The following is a 16391-nucleotide window of genomic DNA, read 5'->3' on the forward strand; positions in this document are numbered from 1 at the left end:
AGGTGCCATGGACCTGTTAAGCATGCGGGAAAGCTATCTCAGCCAGCGAATCATGCTGTGCTTCAATGGCCCCATTTCACGCAGCCTGATCGAAGAAATCGGTAATGCCCTGCGCAATTACCTGAACTCTCAGCAGGCGACACCTTCCGCCGCAATGGATGTCTTCGCTGCCTATATCGAAATGACCCAGAACATTCGCCACTACTCGCGCGTCAAGGGATACGACGAAGAAAGTGCCTCGGCCACCGTCGCGGTGGCCAAGAACGAGGACGGGCACTATATGGTATCAGCCGGCAATCTCGTCGAACTCGAGGACGGAGAGAAGCTGGTCGCAACCATCGAAACACTGGCTGACCTCGACAAACAGGAGCTGAAGAAAGCCTACAAACAACAGCTTCGCCAACCTCGCGACGAAGACTCCAACTCCGGTGCAGGACTGGGCCTGCTCGATATCGCCCGCAAGTCCAGCCAACCCATGCAGGCCTCGCTCAAGGCATTGCCCGATGGACGCGGGTTCTTTAGCCTGACAGCCACTATCTGATCCTGCCGAGTAAGCATCATATGACCACCGATTTGAATATTCCCGGCAGCCAGTCCACCCCCGCCATCCGCAGCGATTGGCAGGCCGGTCTCCTCACCATGCAGGGCGACTCCTACCCTGAAAATTCCTATGAGCTCTTCGATCAGGTCATCGGCTGGGTCGAATACTTCATCGGCCATGAATCACGCCCGCTTTCGCTGGAACTGGAGCTGGTCTATCTCAACACCAGCTCGGTCAAGGCCATGATGGATATCTTCGATCTTCTCGAGGAAGCACACCTCGGCGGGCGCGAAATCAGCGTGACCTGGCGCTACGATCCGCGCAACGAGCGAATCGCAGAACTGGCCGACGAGTTTCGCGAAGATTGCACCTTTCCTTTCGCGATCACGCCGACTCGGGTAGAGACATGACACGTGAAGAAACGGAATTACTGTCATGGATCGAGTCGCTGCTCGCCGACCCGAACCATGCACGGCATCCGTTGCACGAGGCCTTGGAACTCCTTTACCACTACCATCTCGAGGAGAAGGCCCGCCTCGAGCGCATGGTCAGTATTTCCGACAATTACCAGCGCTACGCCCGTGAGGATCATCTATCCGTCCGCCAACGTTACGACAAGGCCCTCCGACGTCAGGAGAAGCTGTCACGCATTTCGGACGGTTTCCAGCAACTCATGCGCGAACACAACATCGCGCTCAAACAGGACTCGACCCACGATCCCCTGACCGGGCTGCCCAACCGTCGCATGATCGGCGAACGGCTGGAACGAGACTTGAATGATGCCGGTCGCCGTAGCCTGGGTTATACCTTGGCCATGCTCGATATCGACCACTTCAAGCAGATCAATGATCGCCATGGTCATGAAACGGGCGACCAGGTACTAGTGGCCATCGCTCATATCATCCAGCAGGAATTGCGCGACTATGATCTATGCGCTCGCTGGGGTGGCGAGGAGTTCCTGCTGTTGCTGGCCAACACCCACCTCGAGGAAGGCCGCACCATCGTCGATCGACTCCGCCGCCGCCTGTCCAAGATCCCGATCGTGGTCGGCGATGTGACGCTATCGGTCACCGCCAGTGCGGGACTCAGCGAACACTGCGCCGGCGAAGATCCACTCCGCGAGACTCTCCTGCGCGCCGATCAGGCGCTGTTGCGGGCCAAGCGCGGCGGACGCGATCGTTGCTGTGTCAGTCACGGGTAAGCGGGAGCTATCACCCGAATCGCCTTGCCTTTTCCGCCCTCCAGTCGATATCGGGACCACGCATGCCATGACCACCACGATAAGGGACGTACTCCGGCTGCTGCCAACCCTGCAGCAGGTCATCATCGAGCTTGAAGACTTCGACCCCGATGGGGTGACAGGTTGTCAGCGGGTCGCGGGCATTCGGTCCCCACAGGTCCACCGATAAATCGCCCCCTGGGCAGCAGGAAAGCGCGCATAGCAGGTCGATCTCAGCGAACAATTCGAAGTAATCACCCTCTCTCGCCGGGCAGGCCTTCATGAAATACTGGTCGTCTTCGTTGAGTCCGGTGCATTGGAAAACGTTGAGCACGTCATGCACATCGAACTCGGTCAGCCCGAAAGGGGCCACGGCCCGTACCAGATTCGAGTGGCAGTGGTGGTCAAAATCCTCGCCGGAGAGCAACCGATTGACGTAGGGATCGCAGCGAGTGCCGAGCAGATCGTGTACCCGTCCGCCCTCCTCATCCACCCCATAGCCGGCCAGGGTATCGTCGATGATGGTCGCCATCGGCCGCAGATACGGTAACGTCGACCACAGGCGATCGAAGGTCGAAACATGCGCACGCTGCAACTGACGGGTGCGCGAGGCCCAGAAGCGCTCGCGTGGGTTATGCAGATGCCACAGGTTGAAATCGCCAACCTGGGGCCCCTCCTGGGTGGAGAGCCGCAGTACATGGCCGGCCGGCACTCGCCAGGCACGACCGTCACGTATCGGCACGGTCAATTGGTCGATGCGGGTGCGAGCGGAAGGATCGGTCAGCTGGGAATAGAAATCACGATCGACATCCAGCACCGAGCCCTTTGTCGCCTGGTAGGCGGCGGGTACCTTGGCCATGACAAGCCTCCTGGTTGACGAGTACGAAAAGCCCAGTCTAGCGGATGATACCGGGCACAGCGTCAACGCTTGGCCGCCGATACCAGTTACGAAAAAGGGCACCCGAAGGTGCCCTTTTGCTTGCGTATCGGGAAGGCATGGCTTACCAGCCAGTGACATCCTTCAGCGCATCGCCGATCTCGGCCAGGGAACGCACGGTCCGCACGCCAGCGTCTTCCAACGCGGCGAACTTCTCGTCCGCGGTGCCCTTGCCACCGGAGATGATGGCACCGGCATGGCCCATGCGCTTGCCCGGAGGTGCGGTGACGCCGGCGATGTAGGAGACCACCGGCTTGGAGACATTGGCCTTGATGTAGGCGGCGGCCTCTTCCTCGGCGGTACCACCGATCTCGCCGATCATCACGATGGCCTCGGTCTGCGGGTCCTTCTCGAACATCTCGAGAATGTCGATGAAGTTGGAGCCCGGAATCGGGTCGCCGCCGATACCCACGCAGGTGGACTGACCGAAGCCGTGGTCAGTGGTCTGCTTGACCGCTTCATAGGTCAGGGTGCCGGAACGCGACACGATGCCGACCTTGCCAGGCTGGTGGATATGGCCCGGCATGATGCCGATCTTGCTCTCGCCCGGCGTGATCACGCCCGGGCAGTTGGGGCCGATCAGGCGCACGCCCAGCTCGTCGCACTTGACCTTGACATCCAGCATGTCCAGCGTCGGGATGCCTTCGGTGATGCATACGATCAGCTTGATGCCGGCATTGGCGGCTTCGAGGATGGAATCCTTGCAGAACGGTGCCGGAACGTAGATCACGCTGGCCTCGGCGCCGGTCTTCTCGACGGCTTCCTTGACGGTGTTGAACACCGGCAGGCCCAGGTGCTCCTGGCCACCCTTGCCCGGCGTCACACCACCGACCATTTGGGTGCCATAGGCGATCGCCTGCTCGGAGTGGAAGGTCCCCTGGCCACCGGTGAAGCCCTGGCAGATGACCTTGGTGTTCTTGTCAATCAGGATGCTCATTACTTGCCCTCCGCCGCTTTGACGACCTGCTGCGCCGCGTCAGTCAGGCTGGTAGCAGCGATGATATTCAGACCGCTGGAGGCCAGCTTCTCGGCACCCAGCTCGGCGTTGTTGCCCTCGAGGCGCACCACCACCGGCACATTGACGCCGACCTGCTCGACGGCACCGATGATGCCCTCGGCGATCATGTCGCAGCGCACGATACCGCCGAAGATGTTGACCAGTACGGCCTTCACCGAGGTATCGGAGAGAATGAGCTTGAACGCCTCAGCTACGCGCTCCTTGGTGGCGCCGCCGCCGACATCGAGGAAGTTGGCCGGCTGACCGCCGTTGAGCTTGATGATGTCCATGGTGCCCATGGCCAGGCCAGCGCCGTTGACCATGCAGCCGATGTTGCCTTCGAGCGCCACGTAGTTGAGTTCCCACGCCGCAGCCTCGGCCTCGCGCTCGTCCTCCTGAGAGGGGTCGCGCATGGCCTGCAGATCCGGGTGGCGATACAGAGCGTTGCTGTCGAGGTTGATCTTGGCGTCGAGGCAGTGCAGGTTGCCTTCGTCGGTGATCACCAGCGGATTGATCTCGAGCAGCGCCAGGTCCTTGTCGTGGAACAGCTTGGACAGTCCGAGGAAGATCTTGGTGAACTGCTTGACCTGGTCGCCTTTCAGGCCCAGGGCGAAGGCCAGTTCACGCGCCTGGTACGGCTGAGCGCCGACCAGCGGGTCGATCTCGGCCTTGAGAATCTTCTCGGGAGTTTCCTCGGCGACCTTCTCGATCTCCACACCGCCTTCGGTGGACGCCATGAACACCACGCGACGGGTGGTGCGATCGACGACGGCGCCCAGATACAGCTCGCTGGCGATATCGGTGCAGTTCTCGACCAGGATCTTGGCCACCGGCTGACCGTTCTCGTCGGTCTGATAGGTCACCAGGTTCTTGCCCAGCCACTGCTCGGCGAAGGCCTTGGCCTCCTCCGGGCTCTTGATCAGCTTGACGCCTCCGGCCTTGCCGCGACCACCGGCGTGGACCTGGGCCTTGACGACCCACATCTCACCGCCGATCTTCTTGCAGGCTTCGGCTGCTTCTTCAGGAGTGTCCACGGCAAAGCCCTTGGACACCGGCAGTCCATAATCGGCAAACAGCTGTTTGCCCTGATACTCGTGAAGGTTCATCGATTCATGCCATTGGTTGCATGTGACTCGAACGATGACCGCAAGCGCTACCGACATGGTGCGCTCGGGTCACCCCCGTTCGCGCCCGATACTTGGCCGGGCACGCTGCGCCACCCGCGGGTGGCGCTTGTTGTTGCATGAGCTCTTGGCGAAAGGCTTACTTGCGCTTCTTGCGGTTGGCCATGTGGATGGCATGGCCATCGACGGCGAGGGCCGCCTCGTGAATGGCTTCCGAAGTACTCGGGTGCGCGTAGCAAGTCAGCGCCAGATCTTCGGCGCTGGAGCCGAACTCCATGGCGATCACGCCCTGGGCAATCAGTTCACCGGCATGCTGACTGACGATGTGCATGCCCAGGATCCGATCGGTCTCGGCATCGGCAACGATCTTGGCCATCCCTTCGGGTGCGTTGTTGGCCAGAGCCCGGCCGTTGGCGGCGAACGGGAAGGAGCCGGTCTTGACCTCGATGCCCGCTGCCTTGGCTTCTTCCTCGGTCATTCCCACCCAGGCCACTTCCGGAGCAGTGTAGATGACGCTGGGAATGGCGTCGTAATTCATCTCGGCCTTGTGGCCGGCGATGATGTCGGCAACCATTACCCCTTCCTCGGATGCCTTGTGGGCCAGCATCAGGCCGCGCACGCAATCGCCGATGGCATAGATGCCAGGGACGCTGGTACGGCACTGGTCGTCAACGAAGATGAAGCCACGCTCATCGAGCTTGACACCGGCATCGTCGCCCAGCACGCCTTGGGTGTAAGGGCGGCGACCAACACAGACGATCAGCTTGTCGAAGGTGATTTCCTGCTCGCCCTTGGCGTCGGTGTACTTGACCACGACTTCCGTGCCCTTGACCTCGGCGCCAGTGACGCGAGCGCCCAGCTTGATGTCCAGGCCCTGCTTCTTGAGCAGCTTGAAGGTTTCCTTGGCGATCGTCTGGTCGACGGCCGGCAGGAAGGTGTCCATGGCCTCGAGCATGGTGACCTCGCTGCCTAGACGGCTCCACACGCTGCCGAGCTCCAGGCCAATGACACCGGCACCGATCACCCCCAAGCGCTTGGGCACCTCCGCGAACTCCAAGGCTCCCGAGGAGTCGACGATCAGATCGTCGGTCAGTGGTGTCGGTGGGATCTCGACCGGCACCGAACCAGAGGCGATGACGATATTGTCTGTCTCGTAGGTGGCCTTCTCGCCATCATGCCCAGTGACCTCGACCTGCTTGCTGGAAATCACCTTACCGGTGCCCTCCAGGGCAGTGACGCCATTGGCCTTGAACAGCGCGCTGATGCCGCCGACATTCTTGGCGATGACCTTTTCCTTGAATTCAAGCATCTTGGCAACGTTGGGAGCGAGTTCTCCCACCTCGATGCCAATCTCGTTGTAGTGGTCGCGAGCCTCGACGAACTTGTGCGAGGTCTCCAAGAGAGCCTTGGAAGGAATACAACCCACGTTCAGGCAGGTACCGCCATGCACGGTCTTGCCTTCCTTGTTGACCCACTTTTCGACACAAGCGGTCTTCAGTCCCAGTTGGGCGGCGCGAATGGCGGCCACATAGCCTCCGGGGCCTGCACCTATGACGATCACATCGAATTTATCGGCCATGAAAATCTTCCTGTTAGTCCGGTTCGCTTGAGAGTTTGCAGACGTAACGACGCTTAGATGTCCAACAGCAGGCGTGCCGGGTCCTCGAGCAGCTCCTTGATGGTGACCAGGAACTGGACCGCGTCCTTGCCATCGATCATGCGGTGATCATATGACAATGCCAAGTACATCATGGGGCGGATCTCGACCTTGCCGTTCACCGCCATAGGACGGTCCTGGATCTTGTGCATGCCCAGAATCGCGGTTTGTGGCGGATTGAGAATCGGCGTCGACATCAGTGAACCGAAGATGCCGCCATTGGTGATGGTGAAAGTACCACCCTGCATCTCATCGATGCCGAGTTTGCCATCACGGGCACGCTTGCCGAAATCGACAATTGACTTCTCGACATCGGCAATTTTCATGCTGTCGGTATCGCGCAGCACCGGCACTACCAGGCCACGGTCAGTGGAAACGGCCACGCCGATGTCCTGATAGCCGTGGTAGACGATATCGGCACCGTCGATTGAGGCATTGACATCAGGGAAACGCTTGAGCGCTTCGCTGGCTGCCTTGACGAAGAAGCCCATGAAACCGAGCTTGATGTCGTGGGCCTTCTGGAAGGTTTCCTTGTACTGGGCGCGCATCTCCATTACCGCTCCCATGTCCACCTCGTTGTAGGTGGTCAGCATGGCTGCGGTCTGCTGGGCCTGTACCAGGCGCTTGGCGATGGTCTGGCGTAGCCGGCTCATCGGCACGCGCTTTTCGGGACGTTCGCCCTCGATGGCCGGGGCTGCCGCAACAGCTGCCTGAGGTGCTGCGGCAGGCTTATTGGCAGACTTCTTGGCACTGCCCGACTCGAAGGCTCGCTGAACGTCTTCCTTGAGGATTCGCCCCCCCTTGCCGGTACCCTCGATCTTGTTCACATCGAGGTTGTGCTCGGCAACCAGCTTGCGGGCCGCCGGGGCCAGGATCCGGTCACCGATCTTCTCGTCGCCACCCTCTTCGGCCTTGGCCTCAACTGCCGGTTGTGCTTCGTCTGCAGCCGCGTCACCGCCCGCCCCTTCGGCGAACGTCGCCAGGATGGCTTCGGATTCGACCTGAGAGCCTTCCTCGACCTTGATCTCGGTCAGCGCGCCATCGGCCGGCGCAACGACTTCCAGCACTACCTTGTCGGTTTCGATGTCGGCCAGCACCTCGTCGCGCTTGACCGCTTCACCAACTTGCTTGTGCCAGGTAGCCACCGTGCCTTCCTGAATGGATTCCGGAAAGGTCGGTGCCTTGACCTCATATGTCTTGCCGGCAACAGCCGGTTTGTTTCCGGCTGCCGGCTTGTTGGCAGTGGCCTCGCTCTTGTTCTCGGACACCGCTTCTGCCTTGGGCTTGGCCTTGTTAGCGGCGCCGGACTTGGCAGCGCCGGCACCCAGTACGCCCAGAATCTGCTCGGATTGGACGGTATCGCCCTCTTGCGCCTTGATCTCGGACAGCGTGCCGGCTTCCGGCGCCACTACCTCGAGCACGACCTTGTCGGTCTCGATTTCGACGATCAGTTCGTCGCGCTCAACACTGTCGCCGGGCTGTTTGTGCCAAGCGGCCACGCTGCCTTCGGCAACGGATTCTGGAAAGGTTGGCGCTTTGATCTCGGTAGCCATTTCGTTTCCCTTGTATGTTCTCTCTCGTCCGGTGGGACGCCTCAGGCGTTGAAGGCGTCATCCACCAGTTGGCGCTGCTGTTCGACATGAACGGACATATAGCCCGATGCAGGGGCGGCCGATGCCGGTCGACCGGCGAACTTGAGCCCATGGCCCAGACCGTCGCTCAGCATGTCGGCGACCACGCGCATGTGGTGCTGACTCTGGTACCAGGCTCCCTGGTTGAGCGGCTCTTCCTGACACCACACTATCTGCTCCAGGTTGGTGTAAGCCTTGAGTACCTCGTAAAGCTCCTCCTTGGGGAAGGGGTAGAGCTGCTCGAGACGCACGATGGCGGTATCCGCACGCTCGTTTCCGCTGCGATAGGCAGCCAGGTCGTAGTAGACCTTGCCGGCGCACAACACCACGCGCTTGACCTTCTCGGCATCGAGATTGCCCTGGTCCGACAGCACCATCTGGAACTTGCCGTGAGCCAGTTCCTCCAGGGTCGAGGTGGCCTCCTTGTGGCGCAGTAGGCTCTTGGGCGACATCACCACCAGCGGCTTTCTCAGCGGGCGAATCACCTGACGACGCAGCAGATGGAAGATCTGCGCAGGGGTGGTCGGCACACAGACCTGCATGTTGTGCTCGGCGCACAATTGCAGGAAACGCTCGAGGCGTGCCGAGGAGTGCTCCGGCCCTTGTCCCTCATAGCCATGCGGCAACAACAGCGTCAACCCACACAGACGTCCCCACTTGGTTTCGCCGGAGGAGATGAACTGATCGACAACGACCTGAGCGCCGTTGAAGAAGTCGCCGAACTGCGCCTCCCAGACGATCAGCGCGTTGGGCATGGTGGTGGCATAGCCATATTCGAAGGCCAGCACCGCCTCTTCCGAGAGGAAGGAATCGTGGATGGTGAAGCGTGGTTGGCCATCCTTGATATGCTCGAGCGGCACATAGGTGCTGCCGTCTTTCTGATTGTGCACCACGGCATGACGGTGGGAGAAAGTACCACGCCCCGAGTCCTGGCCGGTGATGCGAATCGGATGCCCCTGGTCGAGCAACGTGGCGTAGGCCAGGGTCTCGGCGAAACCCCAGTTGAGCGCCATGCCGCCGGCCTGCATCTTGCGGCGGTCCTCGTAGATCTTGGCCACCTGACGCTGTACCTGGATGCCGTTGGGGACCTCGCACATCTTGGCGGCAAGCTGTTGCATGCGCTTCATGTCGACGGTGGTATCGGCATCGCCGGTCCACTCATGACCGAGGTACGGTGCCCAATCGACGAACAGCGACTTGTTGGGCTCCTTGACCAGGGCATTGGCAACATGATTGCCGGCAAGGAGGTCGTCGCGGTAAGTCTCGATCAGGGCCTCGGCCTCCTGCTCGGAAAGCACGCCCTCTTCGACCAGGCGCTTGGCATACAGCGCACGCGACGAGGGATGGCTCTTGATCTTCTGGTACATCATCGGCTGGGTGCCGGATGGCTCATCGGCCTCGTTGTGGCCGCGACGACGGTAGCAGACCAGGTCGATGACCACGTCACGCTTGAACTGCTGACGATAATCGATAGCCACCTGGGTGGCGTGGAGCACGGCATCGGGGTCATCGCCATTGACGTGGAAGATCGGCGCCTGAACCATCTTGGCGATGTCGGTGCAGTACTCGGTGGAACGGGTATCCTGCGGATGCGACGTCGTGAACCCCACCTGGTTGTTGATGACGATATGCAGCGTGCCGCCGGTCTTGTAGGCGCGGGTCTGGGACATCTGGAATGTCTCCATGACCACGCCCTGTCCGGCAAAGGCGGCATCGCCATGCACATTGATCGGCAGTACCTTGTCACCGTCGTTGTCGTCACGACGATCCTGACGGGCCCGTACCGAGCCCTCGACCACCGGCGAAACGATCTCCAGGTGCGAGGGGTTGAAGGCCAGCGCCAGGTGAACTTCCCCCCCCGGCGTCATGACGTTGGAACTGAACCCCTGGTGGTACTTGACGTCCCCCGACCCCTGCTCGATCACTTTCTTGCCATCGAACTCCTCGATCAACTCGGACGGGCTCTTGCCGAGGAGGTTGACCAGCAGGTTGAGACGGCCACGGTGGGCCATGCCAATGACCACTTCCTTGGTGCCGTAGCCACCAGCACGCTGAATGATCTCGTCCATCATCGGGATGAAGGACTCACCACCTTCGAGGCCAAAGCGTTTGGTACCCGGGTACTTGGAGGCCAGGTAGTTCTCCAGTCCCTCTGCCGCGGTCAGCCGCTCCAGCACGTGCTTGCGCACCTCATTGCTGAATTTCGGCTTCGAGCGTACCGACTCGAACCGCTGTTGCAGCCAGCGCTTCTCCTCGGTGTCGACGATGTGCATGATCTCGCAGCCGATGGAGCGACAATAGGTTTGCTCCAGGGCGTCGACGATTTCCTTGAGCGGCGCCTTGTCCTTACCCAGGAAGAAGGAACCGGTCTGGAATTCGGTATCCAGGTCAGCGGACGAAAGCTGATGGAAAGAGAGGTCGAGGTCGGGAACCGGTACCTGAGCACGCAGCTTGAGGGGGTCAATATCGGCTTTCTGATGGCCGCGGAAGCGATAGGCGTTGATCAGCTGGAGAACCCGGACCTGCTTCTTGCTCTCATCGCTGTCGGTGGCCGTTGCAGCCTGGGTAGCGCGTCGGTTCTTGCCGAGCTGGTAGAACTGGTCGCGAATCGGGGTCAGGGGAATATCGTGGGAGGAGCTGCCATCGGGACGGGGCAATTGATCGAAATAGTTGCGCCATTCGTCAGGGACAGCATTGGGATCGACGAGGTACTGTTCGTAAAGCGCTTCCACATAGTGGGCATTGCCACCACTCACGTGGGAAGAGCGCCACATCAACTCCATTATGCCTTCTTGCATCTCTCGGTCACCCTACACTGATGGGGTGTTGTCGGCGCCGGATACGGCATCGCCGCATCGGGCGTTTCTGGTGCCCTGCCGGAAGGGCTAATATGGATAACCGGCGGACTCCGCAACGGGTCGTGACACGTATGACCCGCGAGCCTTGCCACCCATCGTCGAGAGCCGGTGCGCAAGGCACCGGCTCTCGACAACTGGGCCGGGCCCGGCTGCGACACTTGGCCACAGCCGAAAGCCGGCGTACATGATAGCAAGGCAGGCGCCACGATTTAAGTGGCATTGGCCAGCAGCATTTCGCGAATCTTGCCAATTGCTCGGGTTGGATTGAGCCCCTTGGGACATACCGCCACGCAATTCATGATACCGCGGCAGCGGAACACCGAGAACGGATCCTCGAGATCGGACAGGCGCTCGCGTGTCGCGGTATCGCGCGAATCCGCCAGGAAGCGATAAGCTTGCAGCAAGCCGGCCGGACCAACGAACTTATCCGGGTTCCACCAGAAAGATGGGCAAGAGGTCGAGCAGCAAGCGCACAAGATGCACTCGTAGAGACCGTCGAGCTTGTCGCGGTCCTCTGGCGACTGTAGGCGCTCGATGGCCGGTGCCGGCTCATCGTTCTGCAGGTACGGCTGGATACGCTCGTACTGCTTGTAGAAGATCCCCATGTCGACCACCAGATCGCGGACCACTGGCAGACCGGGCAGAGGGCGTAGTACCAGCTTATTGCTCTTGACCACCTCGGACAACGGGGTGATACAGGCCAAGCCATTCTTACCGTTCATATTCATGCCGTCGGAACCGCACACGCCTTCGCGGCAACTGCGACGGTAGGCCATCGAGCTGTCCTGCTCCTTGATCAGCTCAAGGACGTTCAGGACCATCAGGTCGCGGCCATGTGTGTCAATCTGGAACTCCTGCATGTAAGGCGCGGAGTCGGTTTCCGGGTTGTACCGGTATACGGATACCTGAAGCACGGACATCGTGACCCCCTTAATAAGTGCGGACTTTCGGCTCGAAGGTGTCGACGGTCTTGGGCTTGAAGTTGACGTCGCGCTTGCCCACCCTCTTCTCGGTCGGGAAGTACATCGAGTGCTTCAGCCAGTTGACATCGTCACGGTCCGGATAGTCGTAGCGGGAATGGGCACCACGGCTTTCCTTACGCTCCAGCGCGGCAATCGCGGTAGCTTCGGCCACTTCCATCAGGTTGTCGAGCTCCAGCGCTTCCACGCGAGCGGTATTGAAGGCGTTCGACTTGTCGGCCAGGTGCGCTTCGCCGATCCGCCCACGCAGCTCGGCCAGTTTCTTGACCCCTTCCTGCATGTTGTCTTCCTGACGGAACACACCGAAGGACGTCTGCATGATGTCCTGCAGCTCAGCCTTGAGGGATGGCACCGACTCGCCGCCACCGGACTCGTTCCAACGGCTCATGCGTGCCATCGCCGCGTCAACATCGGACTCTGAAGCATCCAGGTATTCGATGCCTTCGTTGAGGGCGCTTTCGATGAACATACCGGCGGCACGACCGAATACCACCAGGTCGAGCAGCGAGTTGCCGCCCAAGCGGTTGGCACCGTGCACCGAAACGCAAGCCGCCTCGCCGCAAGCGAACAGACCGTTGACGATGTGATCCTTGCCATCGACATCCTGCATGATTGCCTGACCATGCACGTTGGTGGGAATTCCACCCATCATATAGTGACAGGTCGGCACCACCGGAATCGGTTCCTTGGCCGGGTCGGCATGGGCGAAGGTCTTGGACAGCTCGACGATGCCGGGCAGGCGCTTGCCGAGGACCTCTTCACCAAGGTGGTCGAGCTTGAGGTAGACGTGGTCGCCCTTCTCTCCGCAACCACGCCCTTCGAGGATCTCCATGACCATGGAACGGGCCACCACGTCGCGACCGGCCAGGTCCTTGGCATTCGGCGCGTAGCGCTCCATGAAGCGCTCGCCATCCTTGTTGATCAGGTAGCCGCCCTCGCCTCGACAGCCCTCGGTGACCAGCACACCCGCGCCGTAGATACCAGTGGGGTGGAACTGCCACATCTCCATGTCTTGCATCGGGAAGCCGGCACGCAGCGCCATGCCGATACCATCACCGGTATTGATCAGGGCATTGGTGGTGGAGGCGTAGATGCGCCCCGCCCCGCCGGTGGCCAGCACCGTGGCCTTGGCCTTGACGTGGACCACTTCACCGGTTTCGATGCACAGCGCGATGCAGCCCACCACATCACCGTTGGCATTCTTGACCAGGTCGACCGCATACCACTCGTTGAGGAAGGTGGTGTGGTTCTTCAGGTTGTTCTGGTAGAGCGTGTGCAGCAAGGCATGACCGGTACGGTCAGCGGCGGCACAGGTACGAGCCGCCTGCCCGCCCTTGCCGTAGTCCTTGGACTGACCACCGAAGGGACGCTGGTAGATACGGCCATTGTCGAAGCGTGAGAACGGCAGGCCCATGTGTTCGAGCTCGAACACCGACTTGGGACCTTCGGAGCACATATACTCCGCGGCATCCTGGTCGGTGATGTAGTCGCCACCTTTTACGGTGTCGTACATGTGCCAGCGCCAATCGTCATTGGGGTCGGCGGAGGCGATGGCACAGGTAATGCCACCTTGGGCAGAAACGGTGTGCGAGCGAGTCGGGAACACCTTGGACAGGACGGCGGTCTTCTTGCCGGACTTGGCAAGCTCCAGAGCGGCACGCAGGCCGGAGCCACCGCCACCGATGATGATTGCGTCAAAGGTCAGGCTACGCATGTTAGACATGAATCAGGCTCCCCACAGGACTTGAATGCCCCACACCAGAAAGACAAAGATGGCCAGAATGATGGTGGTTTGGACAGCGAGACGGATCCCGGTGTGCTTGAGATAGTCAGTGGTCACCGTCCATAGACCAATCCAGGCATGCGCCGCCATGGAAACGAAAGCCAACAGCGAGAAGATGCGCATCCAGGTCTGGGCGAACAATCCACTCCAGGTGGCGTAATCCAGCCCCGGGTTGAGCAGCAGATAGACGACGATGAAGAGAGTGTAGAGCGCGAGAATGATCGCCGAGATGCGCTGGATCAACCAGTCGGAAAGCCCGCTGCGACCGAAGTTCGTGATGTTGGTTACCATACCCAGACTCCTGCCAGAATCACCAGAACGGCACTGACCACCACGGTGATCTGCGCTTTGCGCACGCCGCTTTCCAGGGTCACGCCGATATCGATATCCATCAGTAGATGCTTGATGCCGGCCACGAAGTGATATGCCAAGGCGGACAACAGCCCCCAGGCAATCAGCTTGACCAGAATGTTGTTCGCCAAGGCGTCACTCACTGCCGCGAATCCCTGCGGAGAGGAAAGCGACTTGTCGAGCGCCCAGAAGGCGAAGATCAGACCGATGAAGAGGATGATGCCAGTGATGCGGTGGGCAATCGACGTCAGCGCCGGAAGAGGGAATTTGATCGTGGTGAGATCTAGGTTTACGGGTCGTTTGCTATTCACGGCTCTTTACACACTCTCTTGGCCCGCTCTGTGTGCATCGGGCTAGGCCCGAGCGGGCGGTGGTTTTGAGGAAGGGCTCGGCCGTCTGCCAAGTCGGCACGACCTTCGTTCCTGCCAGTCGCGCGGGGTGGATTATAGGGACTAGGGTCAATCATGACAAATCGAAGAAGTCGAGATACGACCATCGCATTGTCTTGACCGACGCCGGGAAAGGGGGACAATGGTGCAAAGCATCATCTATTATACAAACCTTGTAAAAGACCCCACGCCCCGTACAAGACAACTGCCCCATGGGCTAATTGACAATCGCCGGGACGCTTCTATAGTGGGCGAACCTTTTCGCCGGCATGGCAAGCGAGACAACGACTTATCGCCTGACACCAGATACATATATAGGAGGCCAGCATGGCTGACAGGAAAGCACAGTTGACGATCGAAGGGCTAGACAAGGTAATCGAGTTTCCTGTCTATTCCGGCACTGTCGGTCCCGACGTCATCGACGTCCGAGGCCTGACCGCCGAAGGCCTCTTCACTTATGATCCCGGCTTCATGGCCACATCCTCCTGCCAATCCGCCATTACCTACATCGATGGCGCCAAGGGTGTCTTGTTGCACCGTGGCTACCCCATCGACCAGTTGGCCAATCACTCCAATTTCGTCGAACTCTCCTATCTACTGCTCAACGGCGAACTTCCGTCCGCAGACGAGTACGCCAAGTTCGAGAGGACCATTCGCAACCACACCATGGTTCATGAGCAGTTGGCCAATTTCTACAAAGGCTTCCGTCGCGACGCCCACCCCATGGCCATCCTGTGCGGCGTGGTCGGCGGCCTCGCGGCCTTCTATCACGACCACCTGGACATTACACGCGATGAAGATCGATTCATCAGCGCCATTCGCCTGATCGCCAAGATGCCCACTCTGGCGGCGATGAGCTACAAGTATAACATCGGCCAGCCGTTCAACTATCCGCGTAACAACCTGAGCTATGCGGAAAACTTCCTCTACATGATGTTCAGCAACCCGTGCGAGGAGTACAAGATCAACCCGGTCTTCGCCAAGGCCATCGACCGAATCTTCATGCTCCACGCCGACCACGAACAGAACGCCTCCACCTCCACGGTGCGTCTGGCCGGTTCCACTGGGGCCAACCCGTTCGCCTGTATCAGCGCCGGCATTGCCGCCCTGTGGGGACCGGCGCACGGCGGCGCCAACGAGGCGGTGCTCAATATGCTCGACGAGATCGGCGATGAGTCCGAGGAGAACATTCAACGCTTCATTGACCGTGCCAAGGACAAGGATGATCCGTTCCGCCTGATGGGCTTCGGCCATCGCGTGTATCGCAACTTCGACCCCCGCGCCAAGGTGATGAAGGAAACTTGCGACGAGGTGCTGAGCGAACTGGGTATGGCCGACGATCCACAGCTCAAGATTGCCAAGCGCCTCGAACAGATCGCCTTGGAAGACGAGTACTTCGTCGAACGCAAGCTCTATCCCAACGTCGACTTCTATTCGGGCATTATCCTCAAGGCGATCGGCATCCCCACCAACATGTTCACGGTGATTTTCGCCGTTTCCCGTACCATCGGCTGGATCTCGCACTGGAACGAGATGATCAGCGGCGATTACAAGATCGGTCGCCCACGCCAGCTCTACACTGGCCACACTCAGCGCGACTACCCCGCCAAGTGATAGCTTACGAGGCCGCCCACGGGCGGCCTCGTTCGTTTTCTGGATAACCTTATCGCGGGTCAGGAACACAACCTGCTCATGTCTGCCACGATCGCCTCTCGGCAGCGCTACCGAAGTCTGATACCGCTCATCCTTTTTTCCTCCCCACCCCCATCCTTGTGATCACGAATCCGTCGATTTCATGCTGCATCACAACAAGGCCAGCCCCCGTTTTGGCCGCTCGCTCCGGGTATATTTCGTTTTCCACACTTTCTGTGGATAACCCTGTTCAAAACCCTGAGAAAACCCTCATCAATCACCGTGACAAGCG

The 16391-nt window shown here is 60.1% G+C and carries 14 protein-coding genes; 4 read left to right on the forward strand and 10 right to left on the reverse strand.

Annotated elements, in window-relative coordinates:
- Positions 1 to 7 precede the first annotated feature (7 nt).
- The 3 genes from siaB to siaD are packed head-to-tail and all read left to right on the forward strand — an operon-like array spanning position 8 to position 1742.
- On the forward strand, positions 8 to 541 hold the full coding sequence (gene siaB / locus IE093_RS09465; protein ID WP_189468508.1) for a biofilm regulation protein kinase SiaB: 534 nt from the start codon (positions 8 to 10) through the stop codon (positions 539 to 541).
- A gap of 20 nt (positions 542 to 561) precedes the next feature.
- Positions 562 to 951 (forward strand): biofilm regulation phosphoprotein SiaC, encoded by a 390-nt coding sequence (gene siaC, locus IE093_RS09470; RefSeq protein ID WP_189468510.1) that lies wholly within the window; start codon positions 562 to 564, stop codon positions 949 to 951.
- Complete coding sequence (gene siaD / locus IE093_RS09475) at positions 948 to 1742, forward strand: biofilm regulation diguanylate cyclase SiaD (protein WP_189468512.1); 795 nt, start codon at positions 948 to 950, stop codon at positions 1740 to 1742. The genes siaC and siaD overlap by 4 nt, the downstream gene beginning before the upstream one ends.
- A 10-nt stretch (positions 1743 to 1752) precedes the next feature.
- Here siaD and IE093_RS09480 read toward each other — a convergent pair whose 3' ends face one another.
- From IE093_RS09480 to sdhC, 10 genes are all read right to left on the reverse strand, one after another.
- A complete protein-coding gene (locus IE093_RS09480) occupies positions 1753 to 2619 on the reverse strand; it encodes an urea carboxylase-associated family protein (protein ID WP_189468514.1) in 867 nt (288 codons plus the stop codon).
- 142 nt (positions 2620 to 2761) lie between these two features.
- Positions 2762 to 3634 (reverse strand): succinate--CoA ligase subunit alpha, encoded by an 873-nt coding sequence (gene sucD / locus IE093_RS09485; protein ID WP_189468516.1) that lies wholly within the window; start codon positions 3632 to 3634, stop codon positions 2762 to 2764.
- Positions 3634 to 4800, reverse strand: a complete 1167-nt coding sequence (sucC, locus tag IE093_RS09490) for an ADP-forming succinate--CoA ligase subunit beta (protein WP_189468518.1) — start codon at positions 4798 to 4800, stop codon at positions 3634 to 3636. The genes sucD and sucC overlap by 1 nt, the downstream gene beginning before the upstream one ends.
- A gap of 157 nt (positions 4801 to 4957) precedes the next feature.
- A complete protein-coding gene (gene lpdA / locus IE093_RS09495) occupies positions 4958 to 6397 on the reverse strand; it encodes a dihydrolipoyl dehydrogenase (RefSeq protein ID WP_189468520.1) in 1440 nt (479 codons plus the stop codon).
- 53 nt (positions 6398 to 6450) lie between these two features.
- Positions 6451 to 8028 carry a 2-oxoglutarate dehydrogenase complex dihydrolipoyllysine-residue succinyltransferase gene (gene odhB / locus IE093_RS09500; protein ID WP_189468522.1) on the reverse strand — a complete coding sequence of 526 codons (1578 nt, stop codon included), beginning with the start codon at positions 8026 to 8028 and terminating at the stop codon, positions 6451 to 6453.
- 41 nt (positions 8029 to 8069) lie between these two features.
- Positions 8070 to 10904, reverse strand: a complete 2835-nt coding sequence (locus IE093_RS09505) for a 2-oxoglutarate dehydrogenase E1 component (RefSeq protein ID WP_189468524.1) — start codon at positions 10902 to 10904, stop codon at positions 8070 to 8072.
- A 269-nt stretch (positions 10905 to 11173) separates the two neighbouring features.
- Complete coding sequence (locus IE093_RS09510) at positions 11174 to 11884, reverse strand: succinate dehydrogenase iron-sulfur subunit (RefSeq protein ID WP_189468526.1); 711 nt, start codon at positions 11882 to 11884, stop codon at positions 11174 to 11176.
- Positions 11885 to 11894: 10 nt separating this feature from the next.
- A complete protein-coding gene (gene sdhA, locus IE093_RS09515) occupies positions 11895 to 13667 on the reverse strand; it encodes a succinate dehydrogenase flavoprotein subunit (protein WP_189468528.1) in 1773 nt (590 codons plus the stop codon).
- Positions 13668 to 13670: 3 nt separating this feature from the next.
- Positions 13671 to 14018 (reverse strand): succinate dehydrogenase, hydrophobic membrane anchor protein, encoded by a 348-nt coding sequence (sdhD, locus tag IE093_RS09520; protein ID WP_189468529.1) that lies wholly within the window; start codon positions 14016 to 14018, stop codon positions 13671 to 13673.
- Positions 14012 to 14389 (reverse strand): succinate dehydrogenase, cytochrome b556 subunit, encoded by a 378-nt coding sequence (sdhC, locus tag IE093_RS09525; protein ID WP_189468531.1) that lies wholly within the window; start codon positions 14387 to 14389, stop codon positions 14012 to 14014. The genes sdhD and sdhC overlap by 7 nt, the downstream gene beginning before the upstream one ends.
- A gap of 405 nt (positions 14390 to 14794) precedes the next feature.
- Between sdhC and gltA the strand changes: the two genes are divergently transcribed.
- Positions 14795 to 16081, forward strand: coding sequence for a citrate synthase (gene gltA / locus IE093_RS09530; protein ID WP_189468533.1), 1287 nt, complete (start codon positions 14795 to 14797; stop codon positions 16079 to 16081).
- Positions 16082 to 16391 lie beyond the last annotated feature (310 nt).

The sequence above is a fragment of the Litchfieldella qijiaojingensis genome (assembly GCF_014651875.1).
GTDB lineage: Bacteria > Pseudomonadota > Gammaproteobacteria > Pseudomonadales > Halomonadaceae > Litchfieldella > Litchfieldella qijiaojingensis.